Genomic DNA, 17,144 nt, shown 5'->3' on the forward strand with positions numbered 1-17,144 from the left:
GCGGTCGGGCTCGGCCTGAGCTTCGTGATGCTGCTCGTCGTCGGCGTGTACGTCATCTCCGGGAACCTGGTCAACGGGGCCCGGCAGGGCGGCGTCGGCCTGGCCCAGGGATCCGTGCCGGCCGCGTACCGGGCGCTCGTGCAGCGATGGGGCAATCTGTGCCCGGCCCTCAACCCGGCCCTGCTGGCCGCGCAGCTGTACCAGGAGAGCGGCTGGAACCCGAAGGTCGTCAGCCACGCCGACGCGCGCGGTATCGCGCAGTTCATCCCCAGCACCTGGGCCACGCACGGCGTCGACGGCGACGGGGACGGGGACCGCGACATCTGGGACCCCAATGACGCGATTCCGTCGGCCGCGTCGTACGACTGCGCGCTCGCGAAGGACGTCAAGGACGTGCCGGGGGACGTCACGAACAACATGCTCGCCGCCTACAACGCGGGCCCGTACCGCGTCATCAGGGCGGGCGGGGTGCCGGCGATCAGCGAGACGCAGAACTACGTCAAGCGGATCCGCAGCCTGGAGAAGAGCTTCGCCGCTCCCGTCGGCCGCCTCGGCCCCACCCAGCAGGCCGCCGGGGCCATCCACTACGCCCAGAGCAAGCTCGGCACGCCCTACCTGTGGGGCGGCAATGGCACGCCCGAGCACGGGGGGCGGTTCGACTGCTCCGGGCTGACCAAGGCGGCGTACGAGAGCGTGGGGATCACGCTGCCCCGGGTGGCCAACGACCAGTACAACGCCGGGCCGCACCCGTCGCGGGACCAACTGCTTCCCGGGGACCTGGTGTTCTTCTCACCGGACCCGAACAACTCCCGGGCCATCGACCACGTGGGGATCTACGTCGGCGGCGGGTACATGATCGACGCGCCGCGCACGGGCGCCGTCATCCGCTTCGACCCGATCGACACCAAGAAGTACTTCGGGGCCACCCGGGTGACGGAAGATGGCGCGAAAGCGCTCCCCACGACCGTGTGAACCGACCGTGAGGCCCGGCCCTGAGCTGCGAGTACGTGTCTCTCTTCGATAACGTCTGCGTGATCATTCAGTGGAGGGTGGAACGTATCAACCGGGGCCGTGCGTTCCTGTTGACGTACATCGACCACGGGGGTGGCAGATGCGGCGCACGCACGAGCACGTGTCAGTGCGCCGGGCACTACTCGACGAAGGGGCCGCAGCACCATGGCTGGACTCGCCGAATCCGGGTCGAACCCCGACGTCGACCTGCTCTACGACATCAACGGCCTCGCGAAGGACGCGCCGCACTGGTTCGACCGGATCGTCGAGTTCGTGGGTGAGTACGGGCTGCTGCTCGCCATCGTGCTGCTGGTGGTGTGGTGCTGGTGGGGCGTGCGCAAGCGGGTCACTGGCGCCGAGGAGGCCGCGTCGTCCGTCGCCGCGCTGGTGTGGGTGCCGCTCGCTGCCGCGATCGCCGTGCTCGTCAATGTGCCCATACGGGGGTTCGTCGAGCGGCCTCGGCCGTTCCTCGACCATCAGGGGCTTGAGGTTCTTGTCTCCGGCAAGACCGACTATTCGTTTGTGAGCGATCACGCGACGCTCACCATGGCGATGGGGGTCGCTCTCTTCGTCGCCAACCGGAAGTTCGGGCTCGTCGCGATCGGGCTGGCGATCGTCAACGGGTTCTGCCGGGTGTACATGGGGGTGCACTACCCGACGGACATCGTCGGCGGATTCGCGCTCGGGACTGCTGTGGCTTTGCTGCTGTCGCCGGCGGCCGCCGCGCTGCTCACGCCGGTGCTGCGGGCCGTTGAGCGGTCGCGGAGGATGGGGTGGGTGGTGCGGAGCCGGGCCGCTCGGGTCGCGGTTGTCCCGGGGGTGCGGGCGGATGCGGCGGAGCGGGATCTGGCGGCTTGAGTTCCCGGTTCCGCCAGGTCAGAGAGCTTGCGGGTACGTGAAGAAGTGCCCGGGGTCGTACTGGGTCTTCAGCTTCGTCAGGCGGGTCGCCGCCTCTCCGTAATACGCCTGCTTCCAGTTCCGTAGCGTCGGGTCCGTGTAGTTCTGGTACGCCGCTCCCGAGGCGTGGGGTCTCATCGCCGTGTGGGCCGATGTCAGCCAGGACTGGGCCGTCGTGCCCGGGGTTCCCGCGCGCCAGGCGGCGATGTACTGGGCCAGCATGCGGGAGCGGCGGTGGACGAAGGCCGTGGCGGTGGGGGAGACGCGGTTGACGGCGCCGCCGAGGGCGGTCAGGGCGATGCTGCCGGGGCCGCCGCGGACGTTCTTGATCTGGGTGAGGAGGGTCTGGACGCCGGCGGTCGACAGTGAGCGGTCGAAGAAGTCCGAGCGGGCCGCGTAGGTCTCCCGTTGCAGGGCGCCCTGGGGGGAGCGGCCCGGGGTGGAGCCGGGGAGGTGGCACTGGGCGTCCGTGGCGAAGGAGGAGCAGCCGGCGTAGATCTCCATGGCCTCCTCGTACGAGCGGCGGCGCAGGGAGACGTGCGAGGCGGGGGCGCCCACGCGGTCGGCGAGGCGGTCCACCGCGTTCTGGAGCCGGCCGTAGGTGCCGATGCAGAAGGCCGAGACGGAGACGGTGGGGGTGCTGCCGGGGACGTTCGACAGGTGCAGGGCGGACCAGATCTCGTCCGGCTGGGCGGGGCCCCACTCCTGCCAGGCCCGTATCACCGCCGCCGCCCTCGACCAGGGCCAGGTGAGGTTGCCGGTGACCGCCTGGGGTGCCGGATGGGTGCGGAAGTGCAGCTCGGTGACGACGCCGAAGTTGCCGTTGCCGGCGCCGCGCAGTGCCCAGAAGAGGTCCTTGTGCTCGGTGGCGTTCGCGGTCAGTTGCCGGCCGTCCGCGGTGACGATCGTCGCCTGGGTGAGGCTGTCGCAGGTCAGGCCGTACGCCCGGGACACCACGCCGTGGCCGCCGCCGAGGACCAGGCCGGAGACGCCGACGCTCGGGCAGGAGCCCGCCGGGATCGTCACGCCCTTCGCGATGAGCGCGCGGTAGACGTCGATCAGCTTGGCGCCGGCGCCGATGACCGCCTGCTCGCCGCTGACGCGGATCCGGCTCAGCTTGGACACGTCGAGAATCAGCCGGCCGTCGCCGGAGGACCAACCGGCGTACGAGTGGCCGCCGTTGCGGATCGCGACCTTGGTGCCGTGGGCGCGGGCGTACGCCAGGGCCGTACGGATGTCGTCGGTGTGTGCCACGTACGCCACCGCGGCCGGCTTCAGGGAGTCGAAGCGGGTGTTGTACAGCTGGCGGGCTGCCGGCCAGGAGGCGTCGCCGGGGCGGATCAGGGGGCCGTCCAGGCCGCGGGCCAGGGCGGACCAGTCGGCGGGGGCGGGTGTGCGGGGGCGGGGCGTCGTGGGTGTGGCGGCGGTCGGGGTCAGGGGGGTGGTGCCGTTGGTCCTGCCCTGGCAGCCCGCGGTCGTGGCCGTGGCGAGTGCGGCCGCGCCGCCTGTGATGAACGTACGTCGTTCCATGGAGTAGTCCGTCCCGCGTGGTCCGTCCCGCGCCTTCTGCCGGTTGTCATGGAGCCAGACGGGAACGCGGGGTCACGGGTTCCGGTCGGGGGCCGGGTGGGTCTCCGCGTCCGTCCGGGCCAGGCTTCTCGCCCTGCGGGCCGGGCCGCGCCAGCCGCAGGTGCAGCGGGCGAAGCAGAAGCGGCCCTGTTCGACGGTGCTGGTCAGGTGCTCTCCGTCCGTGCGGGGAGCGCTATGGCCGTCGTGCTGCGTCACCCGAACAACGTTACCCACGCACGGTGCGGCGGATGTATGCCCGGGCGCATGCCGTCGGCCGTGCGTGACGAGGGCACTTACCCGTCGTTAACCGAACGACGGCGGGCCCGTGAACGGACATACCGGCTGGGGGTAGGTGGCGATGGCGGAGCGGCAGCACAGACTCAAGGGTGCGGCGGTCGTCGCGGGGCTGGTGGCCGGTGCGTGCGCGGGCGCGGCCGGCTGCGGGAGCAGCGGTGCCGCCGCCGACGACGCGCGGTCCGTCGATCCCGTGCGGACCCTGCACGGGGCCGCCGACACCCTGCGGCTGGCGGGCAGTTCGAAGGCGCGTACGTCGATGGAGATGGCGACCGGCGGCACCCGGGTGACCATCCGCGGTGAGGGCGTCTACGACTACCGCAGCCAGCTGGGCCGGTTGAAGGTGGTGCTGCCGCAGGACCCGGCGGGAAAGAGCGAGCACCGGCCGATCACCGAACTCCTCGCACCCGGCGCGCTGTTCATGAAGAACAGGGGTGCGGGGGTGCCGGACGACAAGTGGGTGCGGGTGGAGACGTCGACGCTGTCCGACGGCAATCTGGTCACCGGCGGGGCGACCGATCCGCTGGCCGCCGCCGAGGTGCTGCGCGGGACACGGACGGCGACGTACGTGGGGCGCACCGAGTTCGCGGGGACGCCCGTACGGCACTATCGCGGGACCGCCGATCTGGAGGCCGCCGCGCGCGGCGCCACCGAGGGAAACCGGGAGGCGCTGGCGGCGGCGGCGAAAGGGTTCGCCACGGCGCAGGTGCCGTTCGACGTGTACCTCGACGACGAGGGGCGCATCCGCAAGGTCCGGTACCGGTTCAGCTTCGTCAACGGGCAGGACAAGAGCGTGGTGGCCGTCGCCTCGACGACTCTGCTGTACGACTTCGGCGCCCCCGTCGACGTACGGCTGCCGCCGGCCGGGGACATCTACGCGGGGCGGATCGTCGAGGAGTAGCGGCGGTCACCGGGCGTGAATAGTCCCGTGAACTAGCCCTTCCGTGCCATGCGCGTGGTGTGTGCCGCTCCCTACTCTAGGAACGCTCCAGCAAGTCCGTGACGGCAGAGACGAGGTGATGCGCGTGGCTCCGGTCGGCGGTACGGCAGTTCAGGACCACGTGGCCCTCGCCGAGATCGAGCTGTGCGGGGAGCTGATCATCGCGGCCTCGGCGGCCGAGGAGCGGCTCAGCCTGGAGAGCATCGACGAGGTGCTGCGGGTCGCGGAGGAACGGGAGCGCTCCTCCGCCGGGTGACCCTCGGGTGCCGCCGGGTGCTCAGGTGCGCAGGAGGCGGCCGATCGCCTTCGTCGCTTCCTCCACCTTCGCGTCGATCTCGTCGCCGCCCTTGATGGCAGCGCTGGCGACGCAGTGGCGCAGGTGCTCCTCCAGCAGTTGCAGGGCGAAGGACTGCAGGGCCTTGGTGGAGGCGGACACCTGAGTGAGTATGTCGATGCAGTAGACGTCCTCGTCGACCATGCGCTGCAGGCCGCGGATCTGGCCTTCGATGCGGCGCAGGCGCTTGAGGTGTTCGTCCTTCTGCTTGTGGTAGCCGTGCACACCGTGGTCGTGGCCGGTGGCCGCTTCCCTGCGCTCCGTGTCCTCGGAGGGCGCCGTGGTCGCGCCGGCCTCGGTGGTCGTCATAGCGTCCTCCTGGAATGACGGACATATACCCCTGGCGGGTATATCGTAACCAACTTTGCTGGGTATAGGCCCCTTGGTCCGCCCCTGTGCTGACCGCTGTGCCTGATGGGCGACACTGGGGGGACGGCCCCTTAGCCGTGGCCGGATGATGCGCTTAGCATCAGCCTGACCGAAACCGATGCATCCCGAGGACCCCACGTGCGCTTTCGTCTGACCCCCAGGGAGACGAGCTTCTACGACATGTTCGCCGCATCCGCGGACAACATCGTCACGGGCTCCAAGCTCCTGATGGAACTGCTCGGGGCGGACGCGTCCGCCCGGGCCGAGATCGCGGAGCGGATGCGGGCAGCGGAGCACGCGGGTGACGACGCCACGCATGCGATCTTCCACCAGCTGAACTCCTCGTTCATCACGCCGTTCGACCGCGAGGACATCTACTCCCTCGCCTCTTCCCTCGACGACATCATGGACTTCATGGAGGAGGCCGTCGACCTGGTCGTCCTCTACAGCATCGAGGAACTGCCCCGCGGGGTGGAGCAGCAGATCGAGGTGCTGGCGCGGGCCGCCGAGCTGACGGCCGAGGCGATGCCGAACCTGCGGACGATGTCGAATCTGACGGAGTACTGGATCGAGGTCAACCGGCTGGAGAACCAGGCCGATCAGATTCACCGGAAGCTGCTGGCGCATCTGTTCAACGGGAAGTACGACGCGATCGAGGTGCTCAAGCTCAAGCAGATCGTGGATGTGCTGGAGGAGGCGGCGGACGCCTTCGAGCATGTGGCGAACACGGTGGAGACCATCGCCGTCAAGGAGTCCTGAGACCCTGCCATGGACACCTTCGCGTTGGTCGTGACCATTCTGGTCGCGCTGTTCTTCACGTACACGAACGGCTTTCATGACTCGGCGAACGCCATCGCCACATCGGTGTCGACCCGGGCGCTGACGCCGAGGGCCGCGCTGCTGATGGCCGCCGTGATGAATCTCGGCGGTGCCTTTCTGGGGTCGGGGGTCGCCAAGACCGTCAGTGAGGGGATCATCCAGACGCCCGAGGGGTCGACGGGGATGGGGATTCTCTTCGCCGCCCTGGTCGGGGCGATCGCCTGGAATCTGATCACCTGGTACTTCGGCCTTCCCTCGTCTTCGTCTCATGCGTTGTTCGGGGGCATGGTGGGGGCCGCTCTCGCCGGCGGTACGACCGTTTACTGGGGCGGGGTGTTCGAGAAGATCGTCATTCCGATGTTCGTGTCGCCGGTGGTGGGGCTGCTGGCGGGTTATCTGGTGATGACCGCCATCATGTGGATCTTCCGGCGGGCCAATCCGCACAAGGCGAAGCGGGGATTCCGGATCGCGCAGACGGTGTCGGCGGCCGGGATGGCGCTCGGGCATGGTCTGCAGGACGCGCAGAAGACGATGGGCATCGTGGTGATGGCGCTGGTCATCGCGGATGTCGAGGACTTCGGCGATCCCATTCCGGTGTGGGTGAAGATCGCCTGTGCGGTGATGCTGTCGCTGGGAACCTATGCCGGTGGGTGGCGGATCATGCGGACGCTGGGGCGGAAGATCATCGAGCTCGATCCGCCGCAGGGGTTCGCGGCGGAGACGACCGGGGCGTCGATCATGTTCACCACGGCGTTCCTGTTCAAGGCGCCCATCTCCACGACGCATGTGATCACGTCGGCGATCATGGGAGTCGGGGCGACCAAGCGGATCAACGCGGTGCGGTGGGGTGTCGCCAAGAACATCGTGCTCGGCTGGTTCATCACGATGCCGGCCGCCGCGGCGGTCGCCGCGCTGGCCTTCGGGATCGTGAAGCTGGCGTTTCTGTAGGCGGCGCCGGCCAGGGGCTTCGCCCCCGGACCGGTGCGGCACGAACAACAAGTGGGCCCGCCCCCCGGGAGCCAGGGGGCGGGCCCTTTTGCGGCCTCGCGGTGGCACCGCCATGCAGCACCGCGAGGGGATCGGGGGAGGGCTCAGCCGAAGCGGCCGGAGATGTAGTCCTCCGTGGCCTGGACCGACGGGTTGGAGAAGATGCGCTCCGTGTCGTCGATCTCGATGAGCTTGCCGGGCTGGCCGACGGCCGCCAGGTTGAAGAAGGCCGTGCGGTCCGAGACGCGCGCCGCCTGCTGCATGTTGTGCGTCACGATGACGATCGTGAAGCGTTCCTTCAGCTCGCCGATCAGGTCCTCGATGGCGAGGGTGGAGATGGGGTCCAGGGCCGAGCAGGGCTCGTCCATGAGGAGGACGTTCGGCTCGACCGCGATCGCGCGGGCGATGCACAGGCGCTGCTGCTGGCCGCCGGACAGGCCCGAGCCGGGCTTGTTCAGGCGGTCCTTGACCTCGTTCCAGAGGTTCGCGCCCTTGAGGGAGCGCTCGACGATGTCCGCCAGCTCGCTCTTCTTGTAGTTGCCGTTCAGGCGCAGGCCCGCCGCCACGTTGTCGAAGATCGACATCGTGGGGAACGGGTTCGGGCGCTGGAAGACCATGCCGACCTCGCGGCGCACGGACACCGGGTCGATGCCGGCGCCGTACAGGTCCTCGTCGTCCAGGAGCACCTTGCCCTCGACCCGGCCGCCCGGCGTCACCTCGTGCATACGGTTGAGCGTGCGCAGGAACGTCGACTTGCCGCAGCCGGACGGGCCGATGAACGCCGTCACCGAGCGGGGCTCGACGGTCATCGAGATGTCCTCGATCGCCTTGTGGGAGCCGTAGTACGCGGTGAGTCCGCTTACGTCGATTCGCTTGGCCATGATTACTACTTCTCTTCCGGATCAGTTCGGTCGCTGTATGGCCGCGTCAGCGACCGGTCTTCGGGGCCTTCCAGCGGGCGATGCCGCGGGCCACCAGATTGAGGATCATGATGAAGGCGATGAGGGCCAGGGCCGCCGCCCACGCGCGGTCGTACGCCGCGCCGGAGCCGCCGCTGTTCGCGTACTGCAGGTAGATGTACATCGGCAGCGATGCCTGCGGGTCGGCGAACGGGTTGGCGTTGATGAAGTTGGTGCCCCAGACGAGCAGCAGCACGGGGGCCGTCTCACCGGTGATACGGGCGATCGCGAGCATCACGCCGGTGGTGATACCGCCGAGGGACGTCGGCAGGACCACCTTCAGGATGGTGCGCCACTTGGGCACGCCCAGGGCCAGCGACGCCTCCCGCAGCTCGTTCGGGACGAGCTTGAGCATCTCCTCGGTGGAGCGGACGACGACCGGAATCATCAGGATGCACAGGGCCAGCGAGCCGGCGAAACCGGACGGCCCCATGTCGAGCATCAGGATCCAGAGACTGAGGACGAACAGACCCGCGACGATCGACGGGATGCCCGTCATGACGTCGACGAAGAAGGTGACGGCCTTGGCGAGCTTGCCACGGCCGTACTCGACCAGGTAGATCGCGGTGAGCACACCGACCGGCACGGAGATCAGGGCGGCGAGGCCGACCTGCTCCAGGGTGCCGAGGATGGCGTGGTAGATGCCGCCGCCGGGCTCGGTGTCGGCGACCACGCCCATCGAGTGGGTCAGGAAGTAGACGTCGAAGACCTTCGTGCCGCGCTTGACGGTCTCCCAGACGAGGGAGGCGAGCGGGATGACGGCCAGGATGAACGCGACCCACACCAGGCTGGTCGCCACCCGGTCCTTGGCCTGGCGCTTGCCCTCGACGCGGGCGGAGATGCCGTAGGTGCCCAGGACGAACAGGAGCGCGGCGATCAGGCCCCACTGGACGTTGCTGTCCAGGCCGGCCGCGGCGCTGATGCCGAGGCCCAGGGCGATCGAGCCCGCGGCGACCGCCCAGGAGAACCACTTGGGCAGGTGCGCGCCGCGCAGGGTGCTCGGGCGCTTGGGGGAGAGGGTTGCGTTGCTCATGCGTTGGCCCCCGAGTACTCCTTGCGGCGGGCGATGATCATGCGGGCCGCGCCGTTGACCAGCAGGGTGATGACGAAGAGCACCAGACCGGAGGCGATCAGCGCGTCCCGGCCGATCTCGCTGGCCTCGTTGAACTTGCTGGCGATGTTCTGCGCGAACGTGCCGCCGCCCGGGTCCAGCAGGCTGGCGCTGATGTCGAAGCTCGGGGAGAGCACCATGGCGACGGCCATCGTCTCGCCGAGCGCGCGGCCGAGGCCGAGCATCGAGGCGGAGATCACGCCGGAGCGGCCGAAGGGGAGGACCGACATGCGGATGACCTCCCAGCGGGTGGCGCCGAGCGCCAGGGCCGCCTCCTCGTGCATCTGCGGGACCTGGCGGAAGACCTCACGGCTCACGTTGGTGATGATCGGCAGGATCATGATCGCGAGCACGATGCCCACGGTGAGCATCGAGCGCGGGGCGCCGCCGTTCCACTCGAAGATGCCGGTCCAGCCGAGGTACTCGTCCAGCCAGCTGTAGAGGCCCTCCAGGTGCGGTACGAGCACGAGGGCGCCCCAGAGGCCGTAGACGATGGACGGCACGGCGGCGAGCAGGTCGATCACGTAGGCGATGGGGCCGCCCAGCTTGCGCGGGGCGTAATGCGTGATGAACAGGGCGATGCCCACCGCGACCGGGACCGCGATGGCCATGGCGATGATCGACGACACGACGGTGCCGAAGGCCAGGACGGCGATGCCGAACTCCGGCGGGTTGCCGCTGGGGTTCCACTCGAAGCTGGTGAAGAAGTTGGCCTCGTCCTTGTTGATGGCGAGGATGGCCCGGTAGGTGAGGAAGGCCGCGATGGCGGCCATGATCACCAGGACGAAGATGCCGGACCCGCGGGAGAGACCGAGGAAGATGCGGTCTCCGGGGCGGGTGGCGCCGCGGGCGGCGCGCTTCTGCTCGGTCCCGGTGGGCCGGGGTGCGGGGGGCGCGGTCTTGTTCTGTGTGGATATGTCCATCGGGTTCTCCGGTCTGCGGAGCCTCCGGACGGGGGCTCCTGGCGGCGGTGCACCGGACGGTGCGGTCCGACCCCGGTCGGGGGCCGGACCGCACTCTGGATTAGCTCAGGCCCGAGATGGTCTCGCGGACCTTGGTGATGATCTCGTCGGGCATCGGGGCGTAGTCCGCGCCCGTCAGCAGCGCCTGGCCGTCCTTCGAGGCCATGAAGTTCAGGAAGGACTTCGTGGTGGCCAGCGTGTCGGACTTGTTGCCCTTGTCGCAGACGATCTCGTACGTCACCAGGGTGATCGGGTAGGCACCCTCCGCCTTGGTGGCGTAGTCCAGCTTCAGGGCCAGGTCGGAGCCGGTGCCGACGGTCTTGGCGGCGGCGATGGCCTTGGTGGCGTTCTCCAGGGTGGCGTCGACCGGAGCGGCGGCGCCGGTGTTCAGGGAGACCGTCTTGATGCCGTCCTTGGCGTAGGAGAGCTCGAAGTACGAGATCGCACCGGCGGTCTGCTTCACCTGCTGCGCCACGCCGGAGGAGCCCTGCGCGGCCTGGCCGCCCTTGGCCTTCCACGCCTTGCCGGACTCGTACTTCCAGTCGTTCGGGGCGGCGGCGGCCAGGTACTTGGTGAAGTTGTCCGTGGTGCCGGACTCGTCCGAGCGGTGGAACGCCTGGATCTTGAGGTCGGGAAGCTTCGCGTCGGGGTTCAGCTTCGCGATGGCCTCGTCGTTCCAGTTGGTGATCTGGCTGTCGAAGATCTTGGCCACGGTGGCGGCGTCCAGGACGAGCTTGTCGACGCCCGGGACGTTGAAGCCGATGGCGACCGGACCGCCGACCATCGGCAGGTCGATGGCCTGACCGCCGGTGCAGACCTTCTTGGACTCCTCGACCTCCTCGGGCTTCAGCGCGGAGTCCGAGCCGGCGAACGAGGTCTGACCCTGCAGGAACGCGGTGATGCCCGCGCCCGAGCCGGTCGGGTTGTAGTTGACCTGCACGTCCTTGCACGCGGCCGTGTACGCCTTGACCCAGGCGTCGATCGCGTTCTTCTGCGCGGAGGAGCCGGACGCCTGCAGCTGGCCCTTGGCGCCGGCGCAGTCGACGTTGCCGGCCGCGGCGGTCGCGGTGTTGGTGGCGTCGCCGCCGTTGGAGCCGGTGTCGTCGGAGCCGCACGCCGTGAGGGCCAGGGCGCCGGAGACGGCGATCGCGCCGAGAGCGAGAGCCCGCCGGTTCTTGCGCTGAAGCTTCACTTGAGGGAGATCCTTCCAGGAGCCGCCGTCCTGAATTCGGCGGCGTGCGAGATCTGCGTTTCTTACGAGGTCTGCGTGGCGTGGACACGTCCCGTAGGTCGTGTTCCGCACCGGGTAAGGCCGAAATTAGGCAGAACAGGTGAAGGCGCCTGTTGGCGTAAGTGAACGGGGGGTGAACCCCTGTGGTCGGTGCGGTTAGGTCACGGAAGGCTTACGCCGAGGACACGGGGGGATCCCGGAGCGGCTCCGCTGCGGGGCGACTGTCGGGGGCGGCTGTGGGGCGGCTCGACTATGACAGGCGCAGGGACTCCAGCAGCGCGTCGACGAGGTCGCGGTCCCTCGGTTGGCTCAGCGCTTCCTTCGCGGCGGTGGGCGGCAGCCACAGGATGCGGTCCACCTCCGCATTCGGCGTGAAACCGCCGCCGCCGGCCTCGGCCGCCCAGTAGCGGACCCGCTTGGGGCGGCCGTTCGCCAGGTAGCGGACGGTGGGCAGCTCGATGCCGGGCGAGGCGGTGCAGCCGGTCTCCTCCAGCACCTCGCGCAGGGCGCCGAGCAGGGGGTTCTCATCACGCTTGAGTTTGCCTTTGGGGTGTGACCAATCATCGTATTTCGGGCGATGGACGATGCACACTTCAAGGGAATCGCCGATGGGTGAGCGGCGCCACAGGACGCAGCCGGCCGCCTGGACGGTGGTGTCCTCGGGGGAGCTCACCGGTCACCGCCTCCCTCGTCGGTCACTACGGGGTGTTGATCGTCTGCCGCTGCCAGGCCCGCTGGAACGCGTACCGGGCCGCCTCGACCTCGTGGCGCTGGTCGGCGTGCAGGACGCCGAGGGCGTACGCCGTCGCCGGGGCGATCCGGGGGGTGCGGGCGGCCTGGGCCGCCGCGGCGGCCGCCTCCGCGGCGTCGCGGTGCCGGTCGAGGGCCTGGCCGCCCGCGAGCAGCCGTACGTCGGGGGTGTGGGCCTCGCCGTGCAGGACGTCGAGCGCGTAGCGGTGCAGGCGCAGGAGCAGGCGGACCTGGTGCCAGGGGGCGTCCTGGGGGTGGGGGGCCGGTTCCGGGGACAGGCCGTGGACCAGGGCCTCGGCGTTGTAGGGGAGGCCGGCGGTGAGGAGGGGCAGGGCGGCGATCGCGTCCGTGAGGCGCTCCTCGGCGGCTGCGGCCAGGGGGTGCAGGGCTGTGCTGGACGCGGTGGGGGTGAGGGGGACCTCGCTGGCCAGGAGGGCGATCTTGTCCGCGACGGCGTGGAAGCGGGAGGAGCCGAGGGCCTGGAGGGAGGTGGAGTGGGCCCGGGTGCGGGCGAGCGTGAGCTGGCGGTCGAGCAGGGCGCCGGCCTTCGCGGCGCCGACTGTGAGGTTGCCGCGGTCGAGGGGGGCCGGGGGGTGGGTGGCGTGACCGGCGCTGCCAGGGGCACCCCCCTCGCCCACCCGTGCCGCCCCGGCGGCACGACTGCCCGCAGCTACGACCGGGTCGGAGCGATCCGCCGCGGCGCCCCCCTGCGCAGGCACCGTCGGTGTCGTTGTGCCCGACAGGCGGTGGAGGGCCAGGAGGAGGCGTTGCAGGCGGGACTCGTGGGCGTGTTCCAGGGCCAGGGTGCCGGAGACCCAGGCGAGTTCGGGGCGCATCTCCTCGGACCAGTCCGAGTCGAGGAGGGGGCGGAAGGTGTGGAGCGAACCGCTGATGCGGCGGGCCGCGCGGCGCAGGGCGCGGGTCGCGTCGGCGGCGGCCTCCGTACCCGTACCGCCCGCCGCGCCGCCCCCGGTCTCCCGGTGCAGGCGCAGCGCGCGGAGGAACTCCGTGGCCTGCGCCCGGAGGTAGCCGGCGAGGGCGTCTCCGGTGGGTGCGCGGCCGGTCGCGGAGTCCGTCAGGTCATGGTGTCGCTGTGCCACGCCGGCGCCTCCGGGCGTCTATGAGCATCTCCTGAACGTTGCGCAGGGGTTGGCCGTCCCCGTCGGCCGCGTGCCGGGTCCACTCGCCGTCCGGGCCGAGGTGCCAGGAGGCGGTGGTGTCCGCCATGCCGGTCTCCAGCAGCCGGTTGAGCGCGGCGCGGTGGGCCGGGTCGACGACCCTGACCAGGGCCTCTATCCGGCGGTCGAGGTTGCGGTGCATCATGTCGGCGCTGCCGAGCCACACCTCGGGCTCGCCGCCGTTGCCGAAGGCGAAGATCCGGGAGTGTTCGAGGAAGCGGCCGAGGATCGAGCGGACCCGGACGTTCTCCGACAGGCCCGTCACGCCCGGGCGGATCGCGCAGATGCCGCGGACCCAGATGTCGACCGGCACACCCGCCTGGGACGCCCGGTAGCAGGCGTCGATGACGGCCTCGTCGACCATCGAGTTGACCTTGATGCGGACGAAGGCGGGGCGGCCCGCACGGTGGTGCTGGACCTCCTTGTTGATCCGCGAGACCAGGCCGTCGCGCAGGGACTTGGGGGCGACGAGGAGCCGGCGGTAGGTCTCCCGGCGGGAGTAGCCGGAGAGCCGGTTGAACAGGTCGGACAGGTCCGCTCCGACCTGCGGGTCGGCGGTGAGCAGGCCGAGGTCCTCGTAGAGGCGGGCCGTCTTCGGGTGGTAGTTGCCCGTGCCGACGTGGCTGTAGCGCCGTAGCGTGTCGCCCTCCTGGCGGACCACGAGTGACAGCTTGCAGTGGGTCTTCAGGCCGACCAGGCCGTAGACGACATGGCAGCCGGCCTCCTCCAGCTTGCGCGCCCACTTGATGTTGGCGTGCTCGTCGAAGCGGGCCTTGATCTCGACCAGCACGAGGACCTGCTTGCCGGACTCGGCGGCGTCGATGAGCGCGTCGACTATCGGGGAGTCGCCGGACGTCCGGTACAGGGTCTGCTTGATCGCGAGGACGTCCGGGTCGCCCGCGGCCTGCTCCAGGAACGCCTGGACGGACGTGGAGAAGCTGTCGTACGGGTGGTGCAGCAGTACGTCGCGCTTGCGCAGGGCCGCGAAGATGTCGGGCGCGGACGCCGACTCCACCTCGGCGAGGTCGCGGTGGGTGCCGGCGACGAACTTCTGGTACTTCAGCTCCGGCCGGTCCAGACCGTGGATGCGGAACAGGCCGGTCAGGTCCAGCGGGCCCGGCAGCGGGTACACCTCGGCCTCGGTGATCTTCAGCTCGCGCACCAGCAGGTCGAGGATCTCCCGGTCGATGTTCTCCTCGACCTCCAGGCGCACCGGCGGCCCGAAGCGGCGCCGCATGAGCTCCTTCTCCAGGGCCTGGAGCAGGTTCTCGGCGTCGTCCTCCTCGACCTCCAGGTCCTCGTTGCGGGTGACCCGGAAGGTGTGGTGCTCCAGCACCTCCATGCCCGGGAACAGCTCCTCCAGGTGGGCGGCGATGACGTCCTCCAGGGGGACGTACCGGCCCGGGGAGCACTCCAGGAAGCGGGAGAGCAGCGGCGGCACCTTCACGCGCGCGAAGTGGGGCGTGCCGGTGACGGGGTTCCGTACGCGCACGGCCAGGTTCAGGGAGAGGCCCGAGATGTACGGGAAGGGGTGCGCGGGGTCGACGGCGAGCGGGGTGAGCACCGGGAAGATCTGGTGCCGGAACAGGGTGAAGAGGCGGGCCTGCTCCTTCTCGGTCAGCTCCTGCCAGCGGACCAGGTGGATGCCCTCCTCGGCGAGCGCGGGGGCGACGTCCTCGTGGTAGCAGGCGGCGTGCCGGGCCATGAGCTCTCGGGAGCGGGCCCAGATCATCTCCAGGACCTCACGCGGCTGCAGGCCGGACGCGGAGCGGGTGGCGACCCCGGTGGCGATACGGCGCTTCAGACCGGCCACGCGGACCATGAAGAACTCGTCGAGGTTGCTGGCGAAGATCGCGAGGAAGTTCGCGCGTTCGAGCAGCGGGGTGTTCGGGTCCTCGGCGAGTTCGAGGACGCGCTCGTTGAACGCGAGCCAGCTGCGCTCCCGGTCGAGGAAGCGACCCTGCGGCAGCTGGACGCCGTCCTGCTGCGACTCCTCGTAGGCGTCGAGGTCGGCGTCGAGGTCGGGTTCGAGATCGGAGACCACGGCGGCGACGGTGTGCGGGCGGTGCGCGGCTATGGAGCCCACGGAGGGCTGCGCGTGCTGGACCTGGACCTGGGCCTGGGTGTTCGGCTGGCTCATGGATCCATTGTTCCGCGCCACGAGCGTCACCGGCGCGTCGGAACGTGCGGGCGGGAGCGCGGCGACGGTCTTCTCCGGAGGCGTCCCGTTCGAGGACGGCTCGCCGGGAGGCGGCGAAGGCTCGGGCACGGCGGCGTTCATTGGCTGAGCGTCGCAAGTCCGTCTGAATCAATGGTTACGGAGACATGACGTGCGGGATAGCGCGCGGCGGCCCGCGGTCGTCAGGCGCAGGTCCGGTCCGCGCACGTTCCTCCCCCGTGGAGGGGCGTGCACGACGACGTGGGTCCCCAGGCCGCCGTCGCGGCGGCGTTGCGAAGCGGCCCAACAAGGGGTCGTCGTCCTCGTTATCTATGCGCGTAGACGGCACCGTCAGGGCGGGGCGGGGCAGGCCCAGCAGCCAGTGGCCTGCGAGAACGGGTCGGCGGCGCCGTTCGTGGTGCCCGGCCCCTCGGGAGTCGCGATCCGTACCGGGCTCAAGGGCCTGACCGCCGGGGACGAGGCGGTACGACCGCACTCCGCTTCACGACGGCCATCACACCGGGCGCGGCCACGGCGTGGACACCGGAGCCGCCGGGAAGACACCGGGCGCGGATACGGCCGGTCACGTCTCCGTGCGGTACATGAGATCCGCCTCGTGGGTCACGAACCCCAGCCGCTCGTACACCGACACCGCCGCCTTGTTGTCCGCGTCGACGTAGAGCATCGCGGTCGGCAGCCCCTGCCGTTCGAGGTGGCGCAGCCCGATGGTGGTGAGGGACTTGCCGAGGCCGCTGCCCTGGGCGTCGGGGGCGACTCCCAGGACGTAGACCTCGCCGAGCTGTTCCTCCGCGTGGACCTTGGTCCAGTGGAAGCCGATGAGCTGGTCGTCGCGGAAGGCGAGGAAGAAACCGGCGGGGTCGAACCAGGGTTCGGCCTTGCGGGCGTCGAGGTCGCGCTGGGTGAGGGAGCCCTGTTCGGGATGGTGGGCGAAGGCGGCGGCGTTGACGGCGAGCCAGGCCGCGTCGTCGGCGCCGGGGACGAAGGTGCGTACCGTCACCCCGTCCGGGAGGACCGGCTCGGGCAGTTCGAGGCCGGTCAGGGGGCGGCGCATCTGGCGGAGTTCACGGAACAGGGTGAGGCCGAGGACCTGGGCCAGATGCCGGGCGGCGGCGTGGCCGCCGTGGGCCCAGACCCGCAGCCGCTTGCCGGAGGCGGCGAGCAGGGCGGAGCCGAGCGCGCGGCCGTGGCCGTGGCCGCGGTGCGCGGGGTGGACGACGAGTTCGGCGGCCGGCGCCTCGACGGGGTCGGTGTCCTCCAACTGCGCGTATCCGACAAGTCGGTCGGTGATGGTCAGCAGGAAATGGGACACGCCCTCGCGTGCGCCGCCGCGCAGCTGCAGCCGGCCCTGCTCGGACACCGCCTGCTGGCCGTCGGTGTGGGCGGCCTCCGCCAGCAGGTCGAGGACCGCCTCGATCTGGGCCGGGCCGAGCGCTGAGTAGGTCTCGATGGATCGGGAGACGGGGAGCGGGAGCCGTGCGGGGTCGTCGCTGGTCATGTGTACGAGGGTAAGGGGGCGGGGGTTCCGGGCGCCGAAAGCAAGGGCTTCGGAAAAGG

Annotated in this window: 17 protein-coding genes; 6 read left to right on the forward strand and 11 right to left on the reverse strand. The window is 70.2% G+C overall.

Going from position 1 to position 17,144, the window contains the following annotated elements; genetic code table 11:
• The first annotated feature begins 27 nt into the window (after positions 1-27).
• Positions 28-972, forward strand: coding sequence for an NlpC/P60 family protein (locus ACH5AC_RS36750; protein WP_398866757.1), 945 nt, complete (start codon positions 28-30; stop codon positions 970-972).
• A 204-nt stretch (positions 973-1,176) separates the two neighbouring features.
• A complete protein-coding gene (locus ACH5AC_RS36755; protein ID WP_398866695.1) occupies positions 1,177-1,869 on the forward strand; it encodes a phosphatase PAP2 family protein in 693 nt (230 codons plus the stop codon).
• Positions 1,870-1,887: 18 nt separating this feature from the next.
• Here ACH5AC_RS36755 and ACH5AC_RS36760 read toward each other — a convergent pair whose 3' ends face one another.
• On the reverse strand, positions 1,888-3,438 hold the full coding sequence (locus ACH5AC_RS36760; protein ID WP_398866696.1) for an FAD-binding oxidoreductase: 1,551 nt from the start codon (positions 3,436-3,438) through the stop codon (positions 1,888-1,890).
• 72 nt (positions 3,439-3,510) lie between these two features.
• On the reverse strand, positions 3,511-3,693 hold the full coding sequence (locus ACH5AC_RS36765) for a hypothetical protein (protein WP_398866697.1): 183 nt from the start codon (positions 3,691-3,693) through the stop codon (positions 3,511-3,513).
• A gap of 142 nt (positions 3,694-3,835) precedes the next feature.
• Here ACH5AC_RS36765 and ACH5AC_RS36770 point away from each other — a divergent pair, with 142 nt between their 5' ends.
• Together ACH5AC_RS36770 and ACH5AC_RS36775 are read left to right on the forward strand one after the other, a co-directional pair.
• Positions 3,836-4,672 carry a hypothetical protein gene (locus tag ACH5AC_RS36770; RefSeq protein WP_398866698.1) on the forward strand — a complete coding sequence of 279 codons (837 nt, stop codon included), beginning with the start codon at positions 3,836-3,838 and terminating at the stop codon, positions 4,670-4,672.
• A 124-nt stretch (positions 4,673-4,796) separates the two neighbouring features.
• Entirely contained in the window at positions 4,797-4,967 is a 171-nt protein-coding gene (locus tag ACH5AC_RS36775) for a hypothetical protein (RefSeq protein ID WP_398866758.1), read from the forward strand.
• Positions 4,968-4,988: 21 nt separating this feature from the next.
• Here ACH5AC_RS36775 and ACH5AC_RS36780 read toward each other — a convergent pair whose 3' ends face one another.
• On the reverse strand, positions 4,989-5,354 hold the full coding sequence (locus ACH5AC_RS36780; RefSeq protein WP_398866699.1) for a metal-sensitive transcriptional regulator: 366 nt from the start codon (positions 5,352-5,354) through the stop codon (positions 4,989-4,991).
• 198 nt (positions 5,355-5,552) lie between these two features.
• On the opposite strand from ACH5AC_RS36780, the gene ACH5AC_RS36785 reads away from it, so the two are divergent.
• Together ACH5AC_RS36785 and ACH5AC_RS36790 are read left to right on the forward strand one after the other, a co-directional pair.
• The gene (locus ACH5AC_RS36785) at positions 5,553-6,173 is read left to right on the forward strand and encodes a DUF47 domain-containing protein (protein ID WP_398866700.1); all 621 of its coding nucleotides are present in this window, start codon (positions 5,553-5,555) and stop codon (positions 6,171-6,173) included.
• A gap of 9 nt (positions 6,174-6,182) precedes the next feature.
• Positions 6,183-7,181, forward strand: coding sequence for an anion permease (locus tag ACH5AC_RS36790; protein WP_398866701.1), 999 nt, complete (start codon positions 6,183-6,185; stop codon positions 7,179-7,181).
• 143 nt (positions 7,182-7,324) lie between these two features.
• Here the strand turns inward: ACH5AC_RS36790 and pstB are convergent, their stop codons facing one another.
• From pstB to mshD, 8 genes are all read right to left on the reverse strand, one after another.
• On the reverse strand, positions 7,325-8,101 hold the full coding sequence (pstB, locus tag ACH5AC_RS36795; RefSeq protein WP_398866702.1) for a phosphate ABC transporter ATP-binding protein PstB: 777 nt from the start codon (positions 8,099-8,101) through the stop codon (positions 7,325-7,327).
• 46 nt (positions 8,102-8,147) lie between these two features.
• The gene (gene pstA, locus ACH5AC_RS36800) at positions 8,148-9,212 is read right to left on the reverse strand and encodes a phosphate ABC transporter permease PstA (RefSeq protein WP_398866703.1); all 1,065 of its coding nucleotides are present in this window, start codon (positions 9,210-9,212) and stop codon (positions 8,148-8,150) included.
• The gene (pstC, locus tag ACH5AC_RS36805) at positions 9,209-10,213 is read right to left on the reverse strand and encodes a phosphate ABC transporter permease subunit PstC (protein ID WP_398866704.1); all 1,005 of its coding nucleotides are present in this window, start codon (positions 10,211-10,213) and stop codon (positions 9,209-9,211) included. The genes pstA and pstC overlap by 4 nt, the downstream gene beginning before the upstream one ends.
• 100 nt (positions 10,214-10,313) lie before the next feature.
• Positions 10,314-11,444 (reverse strand): phosphate ABC transporter substrate-binding protein PstS, encoded by a 1,131-nt coding sequence (gene pstS / locus ACH5AC_RS36810; protein WP_398866705.1) that lies wholly within the window; start codon positions 11,442-11,444, stop codon positions 10,314-10,316.
• Between the two features lie 289 nt (positions 11,445-11,733).
• The gene (locus tag ACH5AC_RS36815; RefSeq protein ID WP_398866706.1) at positions 11,734-12,156 is read right to left on the reverse strand and encodes an NUDIX hydrolase; all 423 of its coding nucleotides are present in this window, start codon (positions 12,154-12,156) and stop codon (positions 11,734-11,736) included.
• A gap of 25 nt (positions 12,157-12,181) precedes the next feature.
• The gene (locus tag ACH5AC_RS36820) at positions 12,182-13,333 is read right to left on the reverse strand and encodes a CHAD domain-containing protein (protein ID WP_398866707.1); all 1,152 of its coding nucleotides are present in this window, start codon (positions 13,331-13,333) and stop codon (positions 12,182-12,184) included.
• Positions 13,314-15,551, reverse strand: coding sequence for an RNA degradosome polyphosphate kinase (locus ACH5AC_RS36825; protein ID WP_398866708.1), 2,238 nt, complete (start codon positions 15,549-15,551; stop codon positions 13,314-13,316). The genes ACH5AC_RS36820 and ACH5AC_RS36825 overlap by 20 nt, the downstream gene beginning before the upstream one ends.
• Positions 15,552-16,152: 601 nt before the next feature.
• The gene (gene mshD, locus ACH5AC_RS36830) at positions 16,153-17,085 is read right to left on the reverse strand and encodes a mycothiol synthase (RefSeq protein WP_398866709.1); all 933 of its coding nucleotides are present in this window, start codon (positions 17,083-17,085) and stop codon (positions 16,153-16,155) included.
• Positions 17,086-17,144 lie beyond the last annotated feature (59 nt).

It is taken from the genome of Streptomyces sp. NPDC018693, assembly GCF_044391385.1.
GTDB lineage: Bacteria > Actinomycetota > Actinomycetes > Streptomycetales > Streptomycetaceae > Streptomyces.